This is a genomic window from Wigglesworthia glossinidia endosymbiont of Glossina morsitans morsitans (Yale colony) (assembly GCF_000247565.1).
Lineage (GTDB): Bacteria > Pseudomonadota > Gammaproteobacteria > Enterobacterales > Enterobacteriaceae > Wigglesworthia > Wigglesworthia glossinidia_B.
The window spans coordinates 80,036-104,950 of sequence record NC_016893.1; the positions used below are offsets into that span (position 1 = coordinate 80,036).

At 23.9% G+C, this 24,915-nt stretch carries 24 protein-coding genes; 15 read left to right on the forward strand and 9 right to left on the reverse strand.

What is annotated here, in order from left to right; translation table 11 throughout:
* Positions 1–24: 24 nt before the first annotated feature.
* Complete coding sequence (gene hemL, locus WIGMOR_RS00390) at positions 25–1,326, reverse strand: glutamate-1-semialdehyde 2,1-aminomutase (protein WP_014353876.1); 1,302 nt, start codon at positions 1,324–1,326, stop codon at positions 25–27.
* A 145-nt stretch (positions 1,327–1,471) separates the two neighbouring features.
* Between hemL and erpA the strand changes: the two genes are divergently transcribed.
* Positions 1,472–1,810 carry an iron-sulfur cluster insertion protein ErpA gene (erpA, locus tag WIGMOR_RS00395; protein WP_014353877.1) on the forward strand — a complete coding sequence of 113 codons (339 nt, stop codon included), beginning with the start codon at positions 1,472–1,474 and terminating at the stop codon, positions 1,808–1,810.
* A gap of 147 nt (positions 1,811–1,957) precedes the next feature.
* On the opposite strand, the gene mltC is transcribed toward erpA, so the two are convergent.
* From mltC to WIGMOR_RS00425, 6 genes are all read right to left on the reverse strand, one after another.
* Complete coding sequence (gene mltC / locus WIGMOR_RS00400) at positions 1,958–3,019, reverse strand: membrane-bound lytic murein transglycosylase MltC (RefSeq protein WP_014353878.1); 1,062 nt, start codon at positions 3,017–3,019, stop codon at positions 1,958–1,960.
* 68 nt (positions 3,020–3,087) lie between these two features.
* Positions 3,088–3,330, reverse strand: a complete 243-nt coding sequence (locus WIGMOR_RS00405) for an oxidative damage protection protein (protein WP_014353879.1) — start codon at positions 3,328–3,330, stop codon at positions 3,088–3,090.
* Positions 3,331–3,381: 51 nt separating this feature from the next.
* Positions 3,382–4,428, reverse strand: a complete 1,047-nt coding sequence (gene mutY / locus WIGMOR_RS00410; protein WP_014353880.1) for an A/G-specific adenine glycosylase — start codon at positions 4,426–4,428, stop codon at positions 3,382–3,384.
* Positions 4,429–5,206: 778 nt separating this feature from the next.
* Entirely contained in the window at positions 5,207–5,800 is a 594-nt protein-coding gene (rdgB, locus tag WIGMOR_RS00415) for an RdgB/HAM1 family non-canonical purine NTP pyrophosphatase (RefSeq protein WP_014353881.1), read from the reverse strand.
* 146 nt (positions 5,801–5,946) lie between these two features.
* The gene (gene proC, locus WIGMOR_RS00420; protein WP_014353882.1) at positions 5,947–6,765 is read right to left on the reverse strand and encodes a pyrroline-5-carboxylate reductase; all 819 of its coding nucleotides are present in this window, start codon (positions 6,763–6,765) and stop codon (positions 5,947–5,949) included.
* Positions 6,766–6,784: 19 nt separating this feature from the next.
* A complete protein-coding gene (locus tag WIGMOR_RS00425; protein WP_236607849.1) occupies positions 6,785–7,495 on the reverse strand; it encodes a YggS family pyridoxal phosphate-dependent enzyme in 711 nt (236 codons plus the stop codon).
* Positions 7,496–7,758: 263 nt separating this feature from the next.
* On the opposite strand from WIGMOR_RS00425, the gene thrS reads away from it, so the two are divergent.
* From thrS to pheT, 6 genes are all read left to right on the forward strand, one after another.
* Positions 7,759–9,672, forward strand: coding sequence for a threonine--tRNA ligase (gene thrS, locus WIGMOR_RS00430; protein WP_014353884.1), 1,914 nt, complete (start codon positions 7,759–7,761; stop codon positions 9,670–9,672).
* Positions 9,673–9,688: 16 nt separating this feature from the next.
* Positions 9,689–10,237, forward strand: coding sequence for a translation initiation factor IF-3 (gene infC / locus WIGMOR_RS00435; protein ID WP_041944143.1), 549 nt, complete (start codon positions 9,689–9,691; stop codon positions 10,235–10,237).
* A gap of 55 nt (positions 10,238–10,292) precedes the next feature.
* Entirely contained in the window at positions 10,293–10,490 is a 198-nt protein-coding gene (gene rpmI, locus WIGMOR_RS00440) for a 50S ribosomal protein L35 (protein WP_014353886.1), read from the forward strand.
* Positions 10,491–10,534: 44 nt separating this feature from the next.
* Positions 10,535–10,888 carry a 50S ribosomal protein L20 gene (rplT, locus tag WIGMOR_RS00445; RefSeq protein WP_014353887.1) on the forward strand — a complete coding sequence of 118 codons (354 nt, stop codon included), beginning with the start codon at positions 10,535–10,537 and terminating at the stop codon, positions 10,886–10,888.
* Positions 10,889–11,025: 137 nt separating this feature from the next.
* Positions 11,026–12,027 (forward strand): phenylalanine--tRNA ligase subunit alpha, encoded by a 1,002-nt coding sequence (gene pheS, locus WIGMOR_RS00450; RefSeq protein ID WP_014353888.1) that lies wholly within the window; start codon positions 11,026–11,028, stop codon positions 12,025–12,027.
* Positions 12,028–12,035: 8 nt separating this feature from the next.
* Positions 12,036–14,447, forward strand: coding sequence for a phenylalanine--tRNA ligase subunit beta (gene pheT / locus WIGMOR_RS00455; RefSeq protein WP_014353889.1), 2,412 nt, complete (start codon positions 12,036–12,038; stop codon positions 14,445–14,447).
* A 141-nt stretch (positions 14,448–14,588) separates the two neighbouring features.
* Here pheT and pyrC read toward each other — a convergent pair whose 3' ends face one another.
* Positions 14,589–15,638 (reverse strand): dihydroorotase, encoded by a 1,050-nt coding sequence (gene pyrC / locus WIGMOR_RS00460; protein WP_014353890.1) that lies wholly within the window; start codon positions 15,636–15,638, stop codon positions 14,589–14,591.
* Between the two features lie 222 nt (positions 15,639–15,860).
* Positions 15,861–18,173, reverse strand: coding sequence for a ribonuclease E (rne, locus tag WIGMOR_RS00465; protein ID WP_014353891.1), 2,313 nt, complete (start codon positions 18,171–18,173; stop codon positions 15,861–15,863).
* A gap of 318 nt (positions 18,174–18,491) precedes the next feature.
* On the opposite strand from rne, the gene WIGMOR_RS00470 reads away from it, so the two are divergent.
* The 8 genes from WIGMOR_RS00470 to tmk all read left to right on the forward strand — a co-directional run bounded on the left by WIGMOR_RS00470 (position 18,492) and on the right by tmk (position 24,912).
* Entirely contained in the window at positions 18,492–19,481 is a 990-nt protein-coding gene (locus WIGMOR_RS00470) for an RluA family pseudouridine synthase (protein ID WP_014353892.1), read from the forward strand.
* A gap of 211 nt (positions 19,482–19,692) precedes the next feature.
* Positions 19,693–19,890 (forward strand): 50S ribosomal protein L32, encoded by a 198-nt coding sequence (rpmF, locus tag WIGMOR_RS00475; RefSeq protein ID WP_014353893.1) that lies wholly within the window; start codon positions 19,693–19,695, stop codon positions 19,888–19,890.
* 270 nt (positions 19,891–20,160) lie between these two features.
* Positions 20,161–21,117 (forward strand): ACP S-malonyltransferase, encoded by a 957-nt coding sequence (fabD, locus tag WIGMOR_RS00480; protein ID WP_014353894.1) that lies wholly within the window; start codon positions 20,161–20,163, stop codon positions 21,115–21,117.
* The gene (gene fabG / locus WIGMOR_RS00485; protein WP_014353895.1) at positions 21,107–21,841 is read left to right on the forward strand and encodes a 3-oxoacyl-[acyl-carrier-protein] reductase; all 735 of its coding nucleotides are present in this window, start codon (positions 21,107–21,109) and stop codon (positions 21,839–21,841) included. Before fabD ends, fabG begins: the two co-directional genes overlap by 11 nt.
* A gap of 103 nt (positions 21,842–21,944) precedes the next feature.
* Positions 21,945–22,184, forward strand: a complete 240-nt coding sequence (gene acpP, locus WIGMOR_RS00490; RefSeq protein ID WP_014353896.1) for an acyl carrier protein — start codon at positions 21,945–21,947, stop codon at positions 22,182–22,184.
* A 186-nt stretch (positions 22,185–22,370) separates the two neighbouring features.
* Positions 22,371–23,174, forward strand: coding sequence for an aminodeoxychorismate lyase (gene pabC / locus WIGMOR_RS00495; protein WP_014353897.1), 804 nt, complete (start codon positions 22,371–22,373; stop codon positions 23,172–23,174).
* A gap of 93 nt (positions 23,175–23,267) precedes the next feature.
* Entirely contained in the window at positions 23,268–24,221 is a 954-nt protein-coding gene (gene mltG / locus WIGMOR_RS00500) for an endolytic transglycosylase MltG (protein ID WP_236607862.1), read from the forward strand.
* A complete protein-coding gene (tmk, locus tag WIGMOR_RS00505) occupies positions 24,211–24,912 on the forward strand; it encodes a dTMP kinase (protein WP_014353899.1) in 702 nt (233 codons plus the stop codon). Before mltG ends, tmk begins: the two co-directional genes overlap by 11 nt.
* The last annotated feature ends 3 nt before the right edge of the window (positions 24,913–24,915 follow it).

Genomic DNA, 24,915 nt, shown 5'->3' on the forward strand with positions numbered 1-24,915 from the left:
TTTTATTAAATAAAAATATATTTATTATTTAAAAACATTATTTTTAAATACTTTTTTTGCTGCTGAAATTGTTTTATCTAGATCTTTTTTCTTATGTTTTAAAGAAACAAAATTTGATTCAGAAAAAGAAGGAGAAAACATTATTCCAAAATGTTGCATTTCTCGAAAAAAGAAATTAAATTTTTTTTTGCTACACAAAACAACATCTTGATACGATTGAATTTTTTTGTTTTTTGTAAAAAAAATACTAAACATGCTTCCACATTGGTTAATTAATATAGAAACATTATTATTTTTTGCCACTTCATTGAGTCCATTTATTAGATAAGTTGTTTTTTTATTTAATTCGTTATATATCTCAGGAAATTGCAAAATTTTTAAACAAGTATACCCTGCAATCATTGATATCGGATTTCCAGAAAAAGTACCGGCCTGATATACTGATCCTGTTGGAGTTAAATTTTGCATTATTTCTTTTTTTCCTCCAAATGCTCCGATAGGCAGTCCTCCTCCGATAATTTTACCAAGACAAGTGAGATCTGCATCAATTTTATAATAAGATTGCGCACCTCCTAAAGATATACGAAATCCAGTAATTACTTCATCCATAATTAATAAAGCATTAAAACGATTACACAAAATTCGTAATTGCTTTAAAAATTTAATTTGTGATGGTATGCAACCCATATTTCCTGCGATAGGTTCAACAATAACACAAGCAATTTGATTAGAGAATAATTTAAATATTTTTTCTACACTTTCATAATCATTATAAGGACATGATAAAGTTTCTGATAAAGCGCTTTCTGGAATTCCATCTGAAATAGATTGACTAGAAAATTCATTTTTTATATTTTTTTTAGAACTACATGTTAATAGAAAATCCGAATGTCCATGATAACATCCATCAAATTTGATTATTTTATTTTTTTGAGTATATGCTCTTGCTAATCTTATTGCACTCATTGTAGCTTCTGTACCTGAATTTACCATGCGTATCATTTCAATTGAAGGCATACATTTAGATATTAATTGCGCTATTTTTATTTCTATTTCAGTTAATAAACCAAAATGTAATCCATTATTTATAAATTTTTTTATTTGAGATTTAATTTGTATATTATTATGCCCTAAAATTATTGCACCCCAAGTACAGATATAATCTATATAACAATTTTTATTAATATCAAATAAGTATGGGCCATATGCTTTTTTTATAATTGAAGGAGTTGTTTGAACTGAACTAAATGCACGTATTGGCGAATTTACACCTCCTGGCATAATTTTTTTTGCTTGCATGTATAGATTATTTAAGTTTATATTCATAAAATATTATTTTCTATTAGCATTTTATATATTTAAGTCAATATAAATAATTATAACTAAAAATTAATTAAATAACATGTAGTTTTTTATTAAAAAATCATATTTAAATAAAAAAATAAATGTTATTTACAATAAAATATAAACTATGAATACTAAAAACTTATTAAATTTAAAACTAACAGATCTTGCTATAAAAAAAATTCAGGAACTTTTGCAGTGCCAATTAAATAAAAAATTTAGAATATATATTTCTGGAGGAGGGTGTAATGGATTTCAATATAATTTTATGATTGATGATAAAATAAGCGAAGAAGACTCTATAATTTCATTTTCTAAAATTGACGTAGTAGTTGATTTTATAAGCCTGCAATATTTGATTGGTGGTACTATAGATTATAAAGAAGAACTGTTAGAATCATGTTTTTTTGTTATCAATCCAAATGCTAAAACTACTTGCAGTTGTGGAATATCGTTTAGCATTTAATTGTCAAAATATATTTAAAATCATTATTATATTTTAAATGAAATTCAAACATTGAAATTAGTTTTAATACAAACGATTTTAAATTTTATTAAAAAATTATTTATTTAAACGCATATATATTGTTCTTTTTTGAAACAAGAAAATAGCTTAATAAGCTTTCTCTAAGTGATATACTTTAAATAAATATCTACGTGATTCTAAAGATGAATGACGTTTGCATATCAATTGATATACATCATCAGGATGTAAATGATTAATAATCTGAAAAGCTTTTATTTGATTACGAGAAAATACTTCTAACATAGCAGTCACGCCACCATGATAAGATGCAATCGTTGCATACTTTTTAGATATAGGATTAATAATAGCACTTAAGTAAGTATCACGTAATAAAGATAAATAAGCAGTTCCAATATCTATATTTTTTTCTGGATTTAACAAAATTTTTTTACTAGGACTTCCTAGTTTACCTTGCATTTTAAATACATCTCTACCGGCAGTATTTTGCACAATTTGCATTAATCCTACTGCTTTAGAACTACTTATAGCGTATGGATTAAAATTCGATTCAGCTTCTATAATTGCTAAAATTAAAGATTTATCGATATTATATTTCTTTGAAGCTTTATAAATAAAATTTAAATATTTATGTGCTCTTTTATTAGATCTATCAAACTTTAAAGGTATTTTAATAGACCAAACTTGGTTAATATTCATATAATATGTTTTTAATTTTGTTTTCAATAAATAATCTGCAAATTTGTTTGCACGCCATTGATGACGTACAGGAACGCCATGATGATCTAACACTTGACCATATAGTAATGGTTCTTTTCTAGAAAAATTAGAATATTGACTATTAAAATCAAAATCTGAAAAATCATTATTCATTAATAATGCAATCACAATTGCTTTATGTAAATAAGCCTTTGGATCTTGACGCATAGTAGTTTCAATAATAATATTTTTAAAAAGAAAGTCTATATGAATTATAGTAATGTTATTATATGTAATTTTAGAAAAATTTTTTGGATCAATAATAAAAATTTTATTATTTTCCCATAAACTTTCTGAATTTTGAGATGTATTCTGAATAATAATATTGAGGCTATTGCTGTATTTGTTTGGATTTTGATCAATTTTATTTTGGCTGTTAGAGCAAGAAGTTTGTAAAAAAATTATAATTAGCAAAAAAGGTATATTTTTCATAAAAATTTGAATCAAATTAAATTTAATTTTTTAATATATTTAGAATTTTAATCTGATTTAATGTAATTTTAATTTTGATTTTTTTTGAATAAAAAATCAATCATTTTTTTCTCTATCAATTTGCGATCATTTATGTTTATCATATTAAGTTTTTTTTCATTAATTAATACTGTTTGATAATTTTGCCAAATTTTCCAGGCTTCCTTAGAAATATGATTATGAATACGTATTCCTAAGGCTCCTGGATATGGCGGAAAGTCTAATTGTTCACTAGTTTGATTTAGAAAAGTACAAAAAAATTTTTTTTTCATATTGTTTCCTAAAATTAAAAATTTTACATAAATTTATGATTTAAATCACTGTTAATTTATTATTTTTAATATTTTTTTTACTGGTGCTGGTATTCCAATTTTGGGTGGATTATTTAATTTATACCAAATAAATTCTTTTCCGAAAAAAGATTCTTGTATATGGTTTTTTACAATTATTTTAATTGGTATAATATATAAATTTAGATTACATAGTCTATGTCTTATATTTTTCATTTTTTCTATAGAATCTATTTGAATTTTTTTGATATTTAACCAAATAAATAATAATTTTCGACAACTAAAATAAGGAAAACAAAATAGATCTTTCCAAATTTTGGATGATGTTTGATGTTGTAATAAAATTGACTGATTACTTTTTTTAATTAATATTAAATTCCATATTTCTATGTTAGAAATACAATATTTTTTTACTTTTTTTAATAAACTAAAATCATTAAAAGATTGATTAATGTATGTTTTACAATTCATGCTTATCGGGCATATTAAACATTTTGGATGATGTTTAGTACAAATTTGTGAACCAAGATCCATGATGCCTTGATTAAAATTACCGCAATTTTTTTCAGGCATAATTTTTTCGAGATATTTCCAGAAGTATTTTTCTCTTTTTTCAGAATATACAATAGATAGATATCTGCTAAATAATCTTTTGACATTTCCATCTAATATTGGATATTTTTTATCGTATACTGACGATAATATTGCACCTGCAGTAGAACGTCCTATTCCTGGAAATTTTAGTAAAATGTAAAAATCTTTTGGAAATTTACCATTAAATTCATTTTGAATAATTTGACTTGTTTTATATATATTACGTGCTCGTGCATAATATCCTAGCCCAGACCATAAATGTAAAATATGATCTAAAGAAGCTTGAGATAATGAATAAATGTTTGGATATTTTTTAATAAATTTACTGAAGTAAATTTTTACTTTTTTTACTTGAGTTTGTTGTAACATAATTTCTGATATCCAAACTTTATAAATTGTTTTATTTATTTGCCAAGGTAAGTTTTTCCTGCCGAATGCTTGATGCCAAAATAATATTTTAGAAGAAATAGTTAAAATGTTTTTCATATATGATTTAAAAATGTTTTAAATAATAAAAATTATAAATTTTACTAAAATAAAATTCTGATTTATCACATGAAAAAAAAATAATCATGTTCGTATTTTTGTTACACTTCGATGACAATTAAAAGAAAATAAAATTTTAATTTTATATGAATATTAAAAAATATACATTTTATTAAAGATAGCTTTTCACTGATGAAAATCTTTTAAAAGAATATTAATAATTATAATCTAATTTGATTTTAAATAAGCAATATATTTGATGAAAATTTTTAGAAAATTTAAAAAAATTTTAGTTTTAGTATATTTTTTTAAAATTTTATTTTTAAAGTTAATTACGATTAAAAAAAATAAAATTTATTCGGATATATCAAATTTTTTGAAAAAACATTAAAATTTATTGATAAAAATCACATTATATCATAAATCAAATACTTCTTATTAGGTTCTTTTAGTAAATTTTGATGTCATAAAAAATAATTTTTAAAAAATTATTTATTCAAAATTTATATTAAAAATCAATTTTAAAAATTTTTTAATTTATACTATAAATTTAGAATTTTAAATGAACTATGTATAATGTAACACTTAAAAATTTAAAATTATCCCCCTGTATTATTCGCAAAGCTAACATGTAATAAAACTTCAGATTATCTCTATCAATAAAAAAATTTAACCTATACTTTTATAGTAATTATTGAAATAAAAATTTAAAAAATTTTTAATGATGAAAAAAATTAATTGCGTAATTTTATTTGTAATAAATACGTAGAAAAATACATTATGAATAAATTATTTTATTAATCATTTTTTTAATTGCTTTACTTCTATGTGATATTCGTGTTTTTTCTTTTAAAGTAAGCTCTGAAAGCATTTTATTATGATTGATAAGAAAAAAAATTGGATCGTATCCAAAACCATTTTTACTTTTTGATATAAATTTTGCAATAACTCCATTTAAAGATCCTTCTACAACTATTGGAATTGGATCTTCAGGAAAACGTACATATGCTAAAGCACAATATAACTGTGCATTACGTTCAGACATTTTAAAATTAGACATTTCTTTTAAAACTTTTTCAATATTACTTTTATCTGTAGATAATGCGCCGCAAAATCGTGAAGAATAAACGCCGGGTTTTCCATTTAACATTTTTATAATTAATCCGGAATCGTCAGCTAACGCTGGAAACCCCGATTTAGATGCATGACGTGCTTTTATCAATGCATTTTCTATAAATGTTGGTGCAGATTCAACAACTTTTTCTATATTTAAATTTTTTTGAGAAATTACTTCAATTTTTTCTTTATATAACAATTCTTTAAATTCATTGATTTTATTTTGATTAGTTGTTGCTAAAATGATTTTTTTCATGTGTATATTTTTAATATTAATTTATAACAAGAGTATAAAACGCATTTTTGTCTAAAACATTCAGGATTTTATTTATTTTTGAATAAAATTAATTAATACATGAAATATGCTAAAAATTTGATATTTAAATATAAAAACAATATAATTTAATTCGCAGCATTTTCGATTTCTTTTGCTTTATCAGCTGCAGATCGCATAGATTTTTCAATAATTTTTTGAAAATTATATTGTTCAAATACATTTAGTGCAGCTTCTGTCGTACCGCCTTTAGAAACCACATGATGTTTCAAAACTTGAAACGATTTATCATGAAAATATTCTGCTAACATAGCAGACCCTTTTGCTGTTTGCACAATAAGTTCTTTGATATATTCTACATTTAAACCCATTTTTTGTGCAGATTTTTGCATGCATTCCATCATAAGAAAAAAATATGCAGGTGCACTAGAAGCGGCTGCAATAATATAATTTAATTCGTTTTCATGTGATAACCAAAACGTTTTACTAATTTTACTAAAAAGTTCTGTTATCATTTCTTTTTGATTTTTATTTATTTTTTGAGCATATAATCCAGTAACACCTTGATTAATTAATACAGGAGTATTTGGCATAGCGCGTACTATAGTGGCGTTTTTATTTGAAATATACTCATGAATTTTTTTAACAGTAACACCTGCGGCTACAGAAATAATAATTTTTTTTGATAAATTTTCTATATCTTTTATTTCTGAACATACTATAGGAATTACATTAGGTTTAACGGCTAAAATGATTATATCTCCTATGTGCATTCCGTGCGTATTATTTTTAAAATTTTTCAATGAACATTGATTTGAAATTGCAGTACGACTTTGCTCGTCAGGAGAGCAAATACAAATATTTTCTTTTAAATATTTTGATGAGATTAATCCTAAAATCATAGATTCTGCTATTTTTCCTGATCCGATAAATGTTAATTTTTTCATTTTTTTCCTTTTAATTTCATTATTTTTTATTCTGAAAGATCCCGTTTCCTATGCGCAATAATGTACTTCCTTCTGCAATTGCTGCAATCATATCATTTGTCATTCCTGTAGATAAAATATCTATATTTGGGTAGATATTTTGTAAATTAAAGAAAACTTGGTATAAATTATAAAAATTTGCACGTTGTTTTACAAAATTATTTGTTTTTATAGGAATCGCCATAATTCCTCTAAGTTTTAAATATATGCATTTTTTATGAATAAATTCTGCAATTGTTTGCACGTCTTTTAAATTTGCGCCGTATTTGCTCATTTCTTGATTAAGATTAATTTGAATTAATACTTGTAAAGATTTTTGTACTTTTTCTCGATGTTTATTAAGATTTTTAGCAACATTTATGTGGCCAATAGTATGGCACCAATCAAAATATTTTGATACTAATATGCTTTTATTAGATTGAACTAATCCGATCATGTGCCAAACTAATTTATTTTTTGGTTGATTTTTTTTAAACCAAAGTATTTTATTTATTGCTTCTTGTGCATAACTTTCTCCAAAATGATTTTGTTTACACGCTTGAATTAATTGAATTTCTTCTGTAGAACGTGATTTGCTTACTACTAATAAGTTTATGTTTTTTGGATTTTTGTTATAAAGTTTAGCTGATTTTTTTATTAGTTCTTTTATTTTTTTAAAATTTTCTTGAATAACATGCATATTAAAACTCATAAATTTATAACGCTATTTTATATATATCAATTATTTTTAATTTTTTATTAACTTATAATATTTTTCTTATATATTATATAATAAAATTAAATTATTTAAAATTTAAAATGTGCTAGTTTTCGTTACCATATTAAATGAATTTTTCCATTCTATTTTAGAATAATTAAATATTTAATATTCAAATAACATTTATACTAGTTACAATTCAGATTGTACTATACTTAAGTAAGTGTAATTTATATTGTAAATTCATTGGAGAAAATATGCCAGTTATAACTTATTTGAATAATAAAAAGTTATTTTATGAAGGTTCTTTATCAATTTTAAAAATTGTTGAAAAATTGGATTCTGATTTATCAGAAAAATGCATTTCTGCAAAAATTAATGGAAAATTAATGGATGTATCAGATATGATAGATTATGATGCATATCTAGAAATTATTACTCCACAAGATAAAGACGGAATTAACATTATTCGACATTCTTGTGCACATCTTTTAGGACATGCAATTAAACAATTGTGGCCTGAAGCTAAAATGGCAATTGGACCCACTATTAAAAATGGTTTTTATTATGATATTGACTTAAACCATCAATTATCTTTGAATGATTTGCAAACAATAGAAAATAGGATGCATATACTAACTAAAAAAAATTATTCAATTAAAAAAAAATATGTTTCTTGGCAAGAAGCATATAATATTTTTTTAGATCGCAAAGAAATATATAAAATAAAAATTTTAAAAGAGAATATTTCAAAAAATTCATATTTATCACTTTATTATCACGAAGAATATATTGATATGTGTCTTGGACCACATGTTCCTAAAATAGGTTTTTGTAGTTTTTTTAAATTGCAAAAAATTTCTGGAGCTTATTGGAGAGGAAAAAATGAAAATAAAATGTTGCAAAGAATATATGGAACTGCATGGAATTCCAAAGATACATTAATTAAATTCCTTGTAAATTTAGAAGAATGCAAAAAAAGAGATCATAGAATTATTGGAAAAAAATTAGATTTATTTCACATTCAAAATAATATGCCAGGAATGGTATTCTGGCATGAAAATGGATTAATAATTTTTCATATTTTAAAAAAATTTATACGAATGCAGCTACGTAAATATAATTATCAGGAAGTCAAGACGCCACTGCTTATGAATTACAATTTATGGGAATCTAGTGGACACTTGGCAAATTACGGAAGTAGCATGTTTTATACTCAGTCAGAAAATCAAAAATACTGTATTAAGCCAATGAATTGTCCAGCACATTTATTAATTTTTAAAAAAACTTTGAAATCTTATCGAGATCTTCCTATACGTATATCAGAATTTGGTATTTGTCATAGAAATGAACCATCTGGAGCATTACATGGACTAATGCGTATCCGAAATTTTACGCAAGATGATGCACATATATTTTGCACATATGATCAAATTCATACAGAAATAAGTAATTGTATTAATATGGTATACGATGTATATAGTTGTTTTAGATTTAAAAAAATACTCGTTCGATTGTCTACGCGTCCTGAAAAACGTATTGGCAATGATGAAATTTGGGATTTTGCAGAACAACAGTTAGAATCTGTATTAAAAAGTAAAAATATTTCTTTTGTCCATGAACCATATGAAGGCGCTTTTTACGGTCCAAAAATTGAATTTACCTTACTAGATTCATTATTTCGTAAATGGCAGTGTGGGACAATTCAATTAGATTTTTTTTCTCCAAAAAAATTAAAAGCATATTATGTAGATCGTGAGAATAAACGTATAAATCCTGTAATGATTCATCGCGCCATTTTAGGATCTATAGAACGTTTTATTGGAATTATTACAGAAGAATATTCCGGAAAATACCCATTATGGATAGCTCCAGTGCAGGTCGTTGTTGTTAATATCACAAATTCAGAAGTTGAATATGCAAAAAATGTATATAATTTCTTTTTTAAAAGAAAAATTCGAGTAAAATTAGATTTGAGAAATGAAAAAATAGGATTTAAAATTAGAGAATATACTTTACGTTGTATCCCATATATATTAATCTGTGGAAAACAAGAATTAGATTCTAAAACAGTATCAGTACGTACACAAAAAGGAAAAAAATTCGAAAAAATTAATATAGAAGAATTTTACTATAAATTATCTCAAGAAATTTTATTAAAAAAATGTTAATTTGGAGGAGTACAAAATTAAAACTGGTAAAAAATATTCAGCTATACGATTAAATCGTATTAACGAAGAAATTCATGCAAAGTTAGTAAGGATTATTGGAAATAATAGTGCTAAATTAGGAGTTTTAACACTCTATGAAGCTTTAAACGTAGCTAAAGAATCCGGGATGGATTTAGTCGAAATTAGTCCAAATGCAAATCCTCCAGTATGTCGAATTATGAACTACGGAAAATTTTTATACGAAAAAAATAAATCTCATAAAGAGCAAAAGAAAAAACAAAAAACTATTAATATCAAAGAAATAAAGTTTAGACCCAATACTGATATAGGAGACTATCAAGTTAAACTACGTAAGTTAACATCTTTTTTAAACAATGGAGATAAAGTTAAAATTACTTTACGATTTCGCGGAAGAGAAATTATACATCAAGAAATCGGAATTAATATGCTTAATCGAATTTGTCAAGATTTAAAAGAATTAGCAATCATTGAATCATTTCCAAAAAAAATCGAAGGTAGACAGATGGTATTAATATTAATTCCAAAAAAAATTAAACGTTCTTAAAAAATACAACATTGATGCTGGCATCGTTTAATTTTATTTAAAATAGGAATATATTGTGTTAAAAATCAAAACTATACGTAGCGTTGCAAAACGTTTTAAAAAAACTAACTCTAATAGACTAAAATATAAAAAATCAAATTTACGTCATATTTTAACAAAAAAGTCTTCTCAACGTAAAAGAAATTTACGCATTACCTCTTTTACAAATATAGGAGAAAAAAAAATAATTTTTCGTTGTTTACCATACAAATAAACTTAATATATAATTTTTAATTATACGCAAACTTAGGAGTTACAATGACTCGCGTAAAACGTGGAGTAACAGCTCATGCTCGTCATAAAAAAATACTAAAAAAATCAAAAGGATATTACGGAGCACGGTCAAGATCTTACCGAAGTGCATTTCAAGCATTTATTAAATCAGGACAATACGCTTATCGTGATCGTAAAAATAAAAAACGAACACTACGTCGATTATGGATTTGTAGAATTAACGCATGTGCTAGAAAACATGGAATATCATATAGCTTATTTATGCATAAGATTAAGCAGCTATCTATCTATCTCGATAGAAAAATGCTATCCGAAATTGCTATATACGACGAAAAAGCATTTACAAACTTATACGAAAAAATTAAAAATTTATCTTAAATATTTACAAAATAAACATTTATTAAATAATTAACTATTAAACATTTAGAAATATTATATTTTAAAAAATTTTCTTATTTTTATTGGATAATTGCATATAATACATATAAACTTTATTAATATAAAAGCATATAAATATGTCTTATCATGTAAATATTTTGAATATAACATTTTTAATTAATACAGCTCAAAATAAAATAAAAAAATGTAATAATATTAAAAAATTAGAACTAATTAAAACATATTGGATTGGGAAATCTGGATTTTTTTCAAAAAAAAATATTATACTGAATAAATTAATACCATATTCAAATATTATTAAAAATAATATAATTAAATATGCTAGTCTAAAAATTAAAAATATTTATTTAGAGAAAAAAGAAAAATTAGAAAATAAAAAAATTAGATCAAAAATATCAAAAGATAAAATAGATGTTTCTTTACCGGGGAAAAAATCAGAATTAGGAACTTTACATCCAATTTCAAAAATAATTTTATATGCAGAAAATTTTTTTCAATCCTTAGGGTTTTCTATCATTTTGGGAAATGAAATAGAAAGTAGTTTTTATAATTTTGATGCTTTAAATGTTCCAAAAAATCATCCTTCTCGCACTAAAAAAGATACTTTTTGGATCGACAAAAACTGTTTATTACGCACCCAAACTTCTAGCGTGCAAATTCGTGTGATGCAATCTCAAAATCCACCATTAAAAATTATATCTTCTGGACGTGTTTATAGAAATGATCATGATAAAACACATACTCCAATGTTTCATCAAATGGAAGGATTAATTATTGACTACGACGTAAATTTATCAAATTTAAAATCAATATTATACAATTTTTGTTATTATTTACTTGGTGAAAATATTAAAATACGCTTTCGTCCTACATATTTTCCTTTTACACAACCTTCTGCTGAAATAGACATTATGAACCAATATGGTAAATGGATAGAAATATTAGGATGCGGTTTAGTGCATCCTAATGTATTAAATAACATCAATATAAATTCTAATAAGTATTCCGGTTTAGCATTTGGCATTGGGATTGAAAGATTAGCAATGCTATATTATAGATTATCTGATGTGCGATTATTATTTATGAATAATTTAAGTTTTTTAAAACAATTCAAATAAGGTTATATATGAAATGTAGTCTATCTTGGTTAAAAGAATGGATACAACATAAAAATATAAAATTAAATACAATTATTAATAAAATACAAAAAATAGGACTTGAAATAGATAAAATTTCTCCAATTCTCACTCAATTCTCTGGCATTAAAATCGGAGAGGTAATTTCCTGTAAAATACATCCCAACAATAAATCATTCAATTTATATTCAATAAATATTGGCAATACGCATACTGTAAAAATTGTTTCACAATTTAAAAAAAATTTATTACATAAAAAAGTTGCTATCGCTTTGAACGGTGCAAAAATAAAAAAAGATACAATTGTTAAAAACAAAATTATATTTGGTAAACAATCAGAAGGTATAATATGCTCGTATGAAGATTTAAAAATTTTTGGAATACAAAAAAAATCTCAAAACATAGTTGTATTTCCTCAAACTGCGCCAGTTGGAAAAGATGTAAAAAAATATTTTTTATTAAATGACACGATTTTAGATATTAGTATTACTCCTAATCGCTTTGATTGTCTAAATTTACTTGGATTATCTAGAGCGATTAAATCACAAGCTAATAATATGTTATTAAAAAAAAAATATTTTAAGCCAATATTACCGACAAATAATATTAAAATTAAAACTAATATATTTGCTCCAGAAGCATGTCCTAAGTATTTAAGTAGAACAATTACAGATATTAATTTAAACGTAAATACACCAGTATGGATATCAGAAAGATTAAAAAGATCCGGATATATACCAAAAAATGTTCTTATAGATATTATTTATTATGTTTTTATTGAAACAGGACAACCAATAAAAATATTTGATATGCATAAATCTTCTTGTAATACAACTATTCGCTATACAAATCAGAATGAACACATAAACGTATCGCAAGAAAAAAAAATATTTTTAGATAAAAATACTCTCGTAATTTCTAATGAAAATAAAATTTTAGAAATAGCCGGTTTAATTATTAGCAATGACGTAAAAATTAATATAAATACTACAGATATTCTTATATCTGCTGCCTTTTATAATGGAAAATTTATTTATGATTTATCAAAAAAATATAACATTCAGTCTGAATTTACAGAAAAATATATAAAAAATATGGTAGATCCAAATATACAATTTCAAGCTATCGAACGCACTACAGAGCTTATCATAAAATGCTGCCATGGAAGTCCAGGAAAAATAAATTATGTGACTTTCGAGAATTTTTTACCACAAAATAAAAAAATTAACTTGCGGAAAAATAGAATTAAAAAAGTTTTAGGATTTTTTATTAAGAAATATAAAGTTGAAGAAATATTATATTCATTAAAATATCAACTCAAACATAAAAAAAATCAATGGAGTGTTATTCCACCTAGTTGGCGTGTATTTAACGTATCTAATGAAATTGATGTAATAAACGATATAGCATGTTTTTATGAATTTGAAAAAATTCCATTACAACCAGATATCTCTGGGTTTAATGTACAAAAAAAAATTTTTAAAAATGTTACTTTGTATCCATTAAAGCAATTTTTAGTAAGTCGTGGATATCAAGAAGTTATAACATATACTTTTGTAGATCCAAAAATTCAAAAAATTTTATATCCAAAAAGATCTGCTATACCAATTATTAATCCAATTTCACATGATATGTCTGTTTTAAGATTGTCTTTATGGACTAATTTTATTAAAACTATTTTATATAATCAAAGCAGACAAGTTCATGAAATACGTATCTTTGAAAGTGGATTTTGTTTTATTCCAAATAAAAAATACACATTTGGTATACATCAAAAATTTGTTATTTCTGGAGCTATATCTGAAAATTCTGTTATGCATTGGAAATTAAAAGAAAAATTAGATTTTTATGATGTAAAAGGTGATATAGAAGCTTTAATAGGAATATACAATAATTTAGAATTTTTGAAATTTATATCCTTTAAAAATTCTATTTTACATCCTGGAAAAAGTGCAAAAATCTTTATTAAAGATAAATGTGTTGGTTTAATTGGAGAAATTAATCCGTTTTTAAAAAAATTTTTTAAATTAAAAAATAAAATTTTTTTGTTCGAATTATCATGGAAATTAATATCTAATAACTATGTACCAAAAATTCAAAATGTTTCTGATTTTCCATATAATCAAAGAGATATTTCCATCATAGTTTCGCATAATATTCCAGCAATGGAGATTATTCGAGCCTGTAAAAATAAAGTTAAAAATAAATTAATTAATATCGGAATATTTGATTTATATCAAGGAAATAAAATTAAGTATGGATTTAAAAGTATTTCGATACGATTAACTTTACAAGATCAATATACTATGACAAACAAAGAAATTAATATGATTATAGAAAAATGTATACAAATATTAAAGAATAAATTTAATGCTGAAATTAGACATATTTCTGAAGTTTAAGATTTTTAGCAAACTATTTTTAAAAATGTTTAAAAAATTTTATTTATATGTTTTATAATTAGATATAATATACGGATTAACAATAAATTTTAATTATTTTATTTATTTTTTTTACATACTAATAATAAATAATAACGCGTATTATTTATTATTTTTTTTTAGCTTAGTAGTCCATTTTAATTTTTTATTAAAAAATAAAGGAACAATAAAATTTTTGTTATTTGTTTTTAATAAAAATTTTTTTTTCGGTATATGTAAAAATTTAAATAAACTAATTTTTTCTTTATTAAGAGGTAGATTATAAAAACGTGCTCCATTAATAGAACAAAACGCTTCTAATTTATCTAAAACGTTAAGATTATCAAAAACAGTCGCATACATTTCTAGAGCAATAGGTGCATTAAATATTCCAGCGTATCCTAGTTTGCATTCTTTATCAGTGATAAAGTGCGGCGCACTGTCTGTTCCAAGAAAAAAACGTTTACAATTTCCCGATATTGCTGAATGCAATGCAGACTGGTGCTTTTTATTTTTTAATATAGGTGCACAATACAAATGAGGATTAATTTTATTAGATAACATATCATTATAATTAAACATCAGATGATGTGGGGTAATAGTTGCTCCTAAGTATTTTTTTTCTGATATTACATAATCCACTGATTCTTTCGTAGAAATGTGTTCAAGAACGACTTTTAATTGTGGAAAAAATCGACGTATTGGTTTCATAATATTTTCAATAAATCTTGATTCTCGATCAAATATATCAATGTTTTTATTATATATTTCTCCATGAATAAGCAAAATCATACCAATTTTTTGCATTATTTCTAATACTGGAAAAATTTTTTTTATATTATTAATTCCATGATTCGAATTAGTTGTAGTATGGGATAAATACATTTTTGCAGCAATAAATATTTTTTCTAAAAATCCTTGAGCAATCATATTTTTATTACAATTTTCTGTTAAATAACAAGTCATAAGAGGTTCAAATTTATGATTTTTTGGTATTTCTGAATAGATATTTTGTTTGTATTTATATGCTTGTGATAAGTTCGTAATAGGAACAGATAAATTTGGCATAATTACGGCTCTTTGAAAAATACGACTTGTATATGGTAAAACAATTTTTAAAACATCTTTTTCTCTTAAATGTACATGAAAATCATCTGGTTTTATAATAGTCAAAATATCTTGATTCGTTTTTTTTTTTTTGAAATAAAGTTTTTTTTAATCATATTTATGATGCCATTTTGTATTTTTTTATATTCCAACAAGTATTTTACTAAATCAAAATTATTTATTATTTGAAGTACAAATAATCATTATATTTTACAAAAAATATATAAAATAAAATTTTTTTTATGTATTATTTTGTTTTTTTAAAATCTCAGAAATATTTGAATTGTGCTAAGATTTTTTTATTAAAAAGTTATTTTGTCGATATTTAGATGTTTTCTTTCTATTTAACAATCTCAAATATTTAGGAATACGACGAGATCGACTTGTTAATATTAATTTGTTTTGTTTTTTTTTGTGTAGATTTTGATTAGTATTTGGTAGTATCTTATCAGATATGTTTAAATTATTTCGTATTAAATTATTTAACATTTTTTTATTAAAACTATCATGATTATTATGAATTTTATACTCTTTATTATTAATATAATTATTTACTTTACAAGTATAATTTAAAATATTATTATTTTCTTTATTTTTTTTTAAAATATCTTTACATACTTCTAATGAATTATTAGTGCAATTTTTAAATTTTTTTTCACGTTCTTTAGAAAATATTTTAGATATAATAGAATTGTTAAAATGTTTATTAAAAAAACATTCAAGATCTATACATTTAAATTGATTAAAATAATTTAAAACATCATATATTAAATATATGTTATTATTTTTTGAATTTAACTCAGTTAAATGATTAAAAAAAATAGTATCATTTTTTTTGAAAAAATTTTTCTGATTTTTTAAAATATAGATTAATGACTTGATGCTATAAATTAAACTTTTTAATAAATTTTGAGAATACATAATATTACTAAATGATAATAATTTTTTATTTGGAATTTTTTTAGCATGTATTATTTTATTATTCGTAAAATTATTTGTTGTATTAGAAGTATCATGGAATTTTATTTCACGTGCACTTTTTTCATAAAAGCAATCTCTATCAGTCTGAGACATATTAGATGCATATAATTTAGATATTAAATAACTTGGAATGTGTGCTTCATCGCCCGCTTTTACTCTGAAAACTAAATAATGTGGCGTTTGTATACGATCGTTCGGAATAATTATAGCTCGTACGCCTTTATTACGTTTTTCAATTGCAATCACCGTTTCTCGTTTTTCATTTAACAAATATGATGCAATATTCACTGGGACGATAGCATACACTTCACTTGTATTATCTTTAATAGATTCTTCTTCAATTAATCGCAAAATAGATAAAGATAGCGATTCGTTATCTCGAATAGTTCCAGTACCACTGCATCTTGGACAAGCGTAATGACTTGATTCTCTTAAAGATGGACTAATACGTTGCCTAGAAAGCTCTAATAAACCAAATCGAGAAATATGACCTACTTGAATTTTTGCACGATCCTGTTTAACAGATTCTTTTAATACACGTTCTACTTCTCTTTGATGTTTTGTAGGCAACATATCGATAAAATCAATTACAATTAAACCACCTAAATCACGTAATCGCAATTGTCTGACAATTTCTTTTACTGCTTCTAAATTAGTGTTTAAAGCTGTTTCTGAAATATCTCCGCCGCGTGTAGATCGTGAAGAATTAATATCAATTGAAGTTAATGCTTCTGTGGTATCTATGAAAATAGATCCTCCAGAAGGCAATTTTACTTCTCTTTGAAAAGCAGATTCAATTTGAGATTCAATTTGATAATGACTGAATAAAGGCACTTCCCCATTATATAATTTGATTTTTTTCATAAAATCTGGACGACCTAAAGACATTATATAATTTTTTGCTATATTTAAAATTTTAGGATTATCGATCAATATTTCTCCGATATCAGCACGTAAATAATCACGAAAAGCACGAACAATCACATCATTATCGCTATAAATTAAACATGGTGCTAATTTATTTTGAGCATCTTTTTTAATTTGTTCCCAATATTTTAAACGTAACGATAAGTCATCTGTAAGTTCTTTAATAGATTTTCCTAATCCGGCAGTACGTATGATTAAACTCATACCTTCTGGTACAATTAATGATGATAATATTTCTTTAAGTTCTAATCGATCTTCGCCTTCTATATGACGTGAAATACCGCCAGAATGTGGAGTATTTGGCATAAGCACTAAATAGCTACCCGCAAGACTAATGAATGTAGTCAATGCGGCACCTTTGTTGCCACGTGCTTCCTTTGATATTTGTATAACAATTTCTTGTCCTTCTTTTAAATGATCTTTAATATTTGAACGTTTACAAGTTACATTTTGATTACTAAAATATTCGAAAGAAATTTCTTTAAATGGTAGAAATCCGTGACGTTCTGATCCGTAGTCTATAAATGCTGCTTCTAAACTAGGTTCAATACGTGTAATTTTACCTTTATAAATATTTGATTTTTTTTGTATATAACTTAAATTTTCAATATCTAAGTCATATAATTTTTGTCCATCTACTAAAGCAATTCTTAGCTCTTCTTGTTGAGTGGCATTAATTAACATTCTTTTCATTATACTATACTCATTTTATACACCGATGATTGTTGAATTAGATAATATAAAAATATTTTCACTATTACATCATATTATCATTTTATTATAATTGTATTGAATATTAAAATTTTAGTTTTTTAATAAAGTTAATGATTATTAAATTATTAAAAATTAATACTAATTTTATAAAAAAGTACATATATAAGTTTTTATTATAAGTAATTAAATTTTTAACATTTTATTTTTAATCAAGTACATATTTTTATATTAATTAAATATAATTTATAATTTTTTCATATATCTTATAAAGATTATTATAAAAATAATTTAAAAAAAATGAAAATTTTTAAATCTTTAGTTCAATTTATAAAAATATCAAAAAATGAATCTTCTCAACGTATCGATAATTTTTTAAAAAAAAAATTAAAAAATATTTCAAAAAATAATATTTACAAAATTTTACGAAAAGGAGAAGTACGTGTTAATAAAAAAAGAGTGAAACCTAAATATAAAATAAAAACTCAAGATTTGATTCGAATTCCTCCACTAAAATATTTTCATGTTGTTAAACAACAACTTACTTGTGAATCATATGTTCATTTCAATGTGCAAGCTTCTATATTATATGAAGATAAATATTTGTTAATTTTGAATAAACCTAGTGGTATAGCAGTACATAAAGGCAGTGGTATAAGTTCTGGAATTATTGAAAAATTACGTAATGTATATCCGAAAAACTCTTTTTTAGAATTAGTGCATCGTTTAGATCGAGGAACTTCAGGAATATTATTAATTGCAAAAAAACGTTCTATTTTATGTAATTTACATAAACAACTTCGAGAAGGTAAAATATATAAAGATTATTTGATATTAGTACATGGCAGATGTAATTTTAAAAATAAAACAGTATCTGCTCCATTAAAAAAAAAATTATATTTAAATAAAAATTTAAATTTTAGAAAACAGAAAGTTTTAATTGATAAAAATGGAAAATTGGCAAAAACAAAATTTAATGTAATTGAAAAATTTCAAAACATGACTTTACTGAAAGTTATTACTGAAACTGGTCGTATGCATCAAATTCGCGTGCATGCCCAGCATATTCATCATCCAATTGTATGCGATGATTTATACGGAAACTTAAAAAAAAAAGAAACTATATTAATAAATAAAGAAATTAATCGTATATTTTTACATGCTTTTAACATACGTTTTCAACATCCAAATACATTAAAAAATTTACATATAACTGCTCCATTAGATAAAATATTAATAAAATATCTTAAAAAATTAAGAAATAGTGCGAATCTAAAAAATTTAGCTTAAATTAATTTATCAAATTAAATTTAATAATATATTTTATTTATGTTTTTTATGAATTTTTAATATATTTGCAAAGATAATTAGTAAAAAATTTATTTTGAATTAAACAAAAAATCAATTCATAATGAATTTAAATCTTGCATAAATAAAATTTAATCGTTATTTTATGAACTATACAATATTTTAAGAAAAATTTTATTATAAGAAGGAAAAGATGGCTGTTCAAAAAAATAAACCTACAAGATCAAAACGAGGAATGCGTCGATCACATGATAAATTAAAAATACCTCAACTATCTATTGATCAGATATCAGGAGAAACACACATACGTCATTCTTTAACAAAAGAAGGATTTTATCGCGGAAAAAATATTTTTAATATGAAAAAAAAAAATAAAAATCAGATCAAATAAAAATTTATATAAGTAGTTTTTAAAATTCTAAATTTTTATATGATATGATATATTTACTTAAATTAATCAAAAATTTTTTATCCATCAGAATATACTACTAATATTAAATTTTTTTAATATACAACATGCATACTCATGTTAACTCAACAATAAAAAAGATTGAATTAAGATAATTCAATAAAAATATAATAGATAAAAACTTTATTATAAATGAAAAATAGCTAATTTATATTAAATATATTTTTAACAAATTGGATATTAATAAATTAAATGAATACTTTTGCGATGATTTTCCCCGGTCAAGGTTGTCAAAAAATTGGCATGTTAAAACCATTTAAAGAATTTTCTATTATTAAAAATATATTTAATGAAAGCTCAGAAATTTTGAAATATGATTTATGGAAAATAATTGAAAATGGACCATATGAAATTTTAAATAAAACCGAAATTACACAACCGGCTATATTGACTACGTCTTTTGCAATTTGGAAAATTTGGAAAAATTTTTCTGGAGAAAATCCTCAATTTATGGCAGGACATAGTTTAGGAGAATATTCGGCATTAGTATGTGCAAATGGATTATCATTTTCGGATGCCGTCAAAATTGTTGCTTTACGCGGAAAATTCATGCAAGAATTAGCTAACAATCAAGCATGCGCTACGTCTGCAATTATTGGATTATCAAGTAAAATAATTCATCAAATTTGCAAACAATTTTCAAATTCTGAAACTGTGTCTATTGCAAATTTTAATTCTCCTAATCAGGTAGTAATATCTGGTTATAAAAGTTCCGTTATTCAAGTGATGAACACTTGTCAAGACTATGGAGCAAAGTACATAAAAATTCTTCCTATAAATATTCCTTCTCATTCATATTTAATGAAACCTGCAGCTAAAAAATTATCAAAGTTTTTAGATACAATAAAATTTTTTCAACCTAAAATACCAGTAATTAGTAGTATTGACACTAAAATACAAAATAATCCAAAAAAAATTAAAAAAACACTTATTCGTCAAATTTATAGCCCAATTTTATGGAATAAAACTATACAGTATTTAATTAATCAAAAAATATACTCTTTTTTAGAAGTAGGTCCAGGCAACATATTATCTAAATTAATTAAAGATTTTTTGCATATTACAGATTTATACGGAGAATCTTTAAATCATCCAAGATCTATAATACAACAAATTAAAAAATATAAAAAACTTGTTTATGCAATTTGAAAAAAAAATTTCGTTAGTTACCGGAGCAAATCGAGGAATAGGAAAAGCTATTGCAAAAAAATTGCTTGAAAAAAATGTAATAGTAATTGGCACTGCAACACAACCAGAAGGTGTAAAAAAAATTAGCAAATACTTACACGGCCAAGGATTAGGAATACAATTAAATATATGTGATTCAATTTCAATTAAATTATGTTTAGAAAAAATAAAAAAAAATTTTGGTTTAATAAATATCCTTATTAACAATGCAGGTATTACACAAGATAACTTATTAATTAAAATGAAAGAAAATCAATGGGATTCTGTGATAAATACAAATTTAACAGGAACATATAGAATATCTAAAGAAGTTATACCAGGAATGTTAAAAAAAAATTACGGAAGAATTGTAAATATTGGATCTGTCTCTGGATTTGTAGGAAATCCTGGTCAAACAAATTACTCTGCATCTAAATTTGGTTTAATAGGTTTTACACATTCATTATCTAGAGAAGTAGCTAAAAGAGGAATTACAGTGAATATGATATGTCCGGGATTTATTGACACCGATATGACACGTATATTATCCGAAAAGCATAAAGAAAAAATTTTATCTTTTATTCCTATTAATCGATTTGGCTCGACAAAAGATGTTGCACATGCCGCCATATTTCTTGCTTCTGACGAAGCTTCTTATATTACAGGAGAAACAATACATGTTAATGGCGGAATGTACATGAAATAATACACATTCGATTTTTTAATAAATTTTACTAAGTTGCATCTTTTTTTAAAGTTTTATAAACTAAAAACTTTCGCATAAGCGAATTTGGCAGGAAATTTAAAATATGAGTACTATTGAAGAAAGCGTTAAATCTATTATTGCCGAACAATTAGGTGTAAAAAAAGAAGAAGTAATAAACAGTGCATCTTTCGTAGATGATCTAGGAGCAGATTCTTTGGATACAGTCGAGTTGGTTATGGCATTAGAAGAAGAGTTTGATACTGAAATCCCAGATGAAGAAGCAGAAAAAATCACTACAGTGCAAGCTGCTATTGATTTTATTAAAGAAAGTAAAAAATCATAAAGTTAATTGGCGATCTACAGATCGCCAATAATTTAAAATAAAATTTTTTAATTTTAAAAAAATGAATTTTTAATTAATCTCTATAAAAATATATATTTAATCTACTTGATAAATACTATTATTTTAAACAAAAATTTATTATCATATTAACTATTAAATCTTAATTAAATTATAAAAAAGCATCTAATGCGATCTTGGATTAATGGAATTGAAACAGATCAAATTTCTATAAGTAACAGAAGTTTGCAATTTGGAGACGGTTTTTTTACAACATTTATATGCCGAAATGGACGTATTGAATTTTTAAAAAATCATTTTCACAGATTACTTTTAGCAGAAAAAAAACTTTTTTTTAACAAAATTAATTTTTCCGCCTTACATAAAGAAGTTAAATTTGCATCTAAATGCGTATCACATGGAATTATTAAAATTATAATTATACGAGGAAATTCTATACGAGGATATAAAGCAAAACAATGTATAGAACCAATACGCATTATCATATTAACAAAAAATAATCTAAATTTTAAAAAAATCAAAAAAAATGGAGCTCATCTATATTATAGTCCTATTAAAATCTCCAGAAATTTATTATTATCCGGTATTAAGCACAATAACAAAATCGAACAAGTTCTTGCTTCAATACATTTAGAGAATATGCATAAAGATGAAGCAATCATTTTAGATAATAAAGGATTTATAGTAGAATGTTGTACATGCAATATTTTCTGGAGAATAAAAAATTTCGTATTTACTCCAAATTTGAAATATTGTGGAGTTCCTGGAATAATTAGAAAAAAAATAATTAATTTGTTACCGAAACTTGGATATAAAATAATTGTTTCTTTTTTTAAAAGACAACATTTATTTTCTGCAGAAGAAGTTTTTATTACTAACTCTATATTTTCTATTATTCCCGTAAAATTAATTGAAAATAAACATTTTCTCGATCGTACTACATTTAAAAAAATACGTTATTTTTTTTGGTAAAATAAACTTGTATATGCAAATTATATATAAAATAAAAAAACAAAAAATATTTTTTATATATTTGTTTTTGATAATTTTTATTTTTTTTTTAAGATACATGTTTTTTCTATAGAACCTTTAAACATTAGCAAAGAAACCTTAATTACTATACCAAAAGGAAGCACTATATTTTATTTAAAAAAATTTATGGAAAAAAAAAATATTAAAAATAATTTATATTTGCTACCTTTTTTAATTAAAATTAATCCTAGTCTAAAGAATATTAAATCTGGAACATATGCTTTATATCCAGGAATGAATATGAAAGATGCCTTTAATATGTTTGTATCAGGCAAAGAAAAACAATTTTCTATTCGATTTATTGAAGGTTCAACTTTAAAAGATTGCTTAAAAATTTTAAAAAATTCTCCGTATATACAGCAAGATATAGATTTCAATAATTTACACAACTTATCAAAACAATTAGGTGAAAAATCCGATATATTGTTAGAAGGGAATCTTTATCCAGATACATATTTACACACTAAAAACACTAAAGCAAGTGAAATACTAAAACGTGCAAAAAATAATATGAAAAAAATTTTAGAAAAAATTTGGGATACACGAGATCAAAATTTACCGTACGATTCACCTCAATCGCTATTAATCATGGCATCTATTATTGAAAAAGAATCGCCATTAAAACAAGAACGTTTTCTAATTTCTTCTGTATTTGTTAATCGATTAAATAACAAAATGAAATTGCAATCAGATCCTACTGTAGAATATGGATTAAAACTTCTAAAACCTAATAAAAAAATGACTTATAAAGATCTCAAAATACCTACTCCTTATAATACATACATTATTTCTGGATTACCAAAAACAGCAATATCTATGCCTAGTTTTGAATCAATCAAAGCAGCTGCACATCCAGAAAAAAGTAATTATTTTTATTTTGTTTCTACTGGATACGGCAATCATATTTTTAATCATGATTTTGATAGCCATAAAAAAGCAGTGAAAAATTATCGCAAATGGAAAAAGGAAATAAATAGTGCACGGTAAATTTATTGTTATCGAAGGATTAGAAGGCTCCGGAAAAACTAATGCTATTTCGAAAGTAGTAAATATATTAAATCTACAAGGAATAAAAAACGTAATTTTTACAAGAGAGCCAGGAGGAACTCCACTTGCAGAAGCTTTACGAACATTGATTAAAGAAGGTGTAGGTTATGAGCCAATTACTAACCATGCTGAATTATTAATGTTATATGCTGCCCGTATACAATTAGTAGAACGCATAATTAAACCAGCTTTAAGCCAAGGCTCTTGGGTAGTTGGAGATCGACATGACCTATCTTCTTTAGCGTATCAAGGAGGAGGAAGGTGTATAAACGAAAAATTGTTAAAAACTTTAAGAGATGCTTTTTTAGGAGATTTTTATCCGGATTTTACTTTATATTTAGATATACCACCTGTAATGGGATTAGCTAGAATTAGGGCACGTGCTACAGTTAGAGCGCAAATCAGAGAAAAAATGCACAAAATAAAAAGAGCACACTCACATGATATAAAAAATGAATTAGATAGAATAGAAGTAGAACCTATCTCATTTTTTGATAGAACAAGAGCGCGTTATTTAGAATTAGCTAAAAAAAATAAGAATATTGTTACTATTGATGCTAGTCAGTCTTTAGAACAAGTAAATTTAGAAATAAAAGAAAAATTATTAAATTGGTTAAAAATTCAAAATTAATAT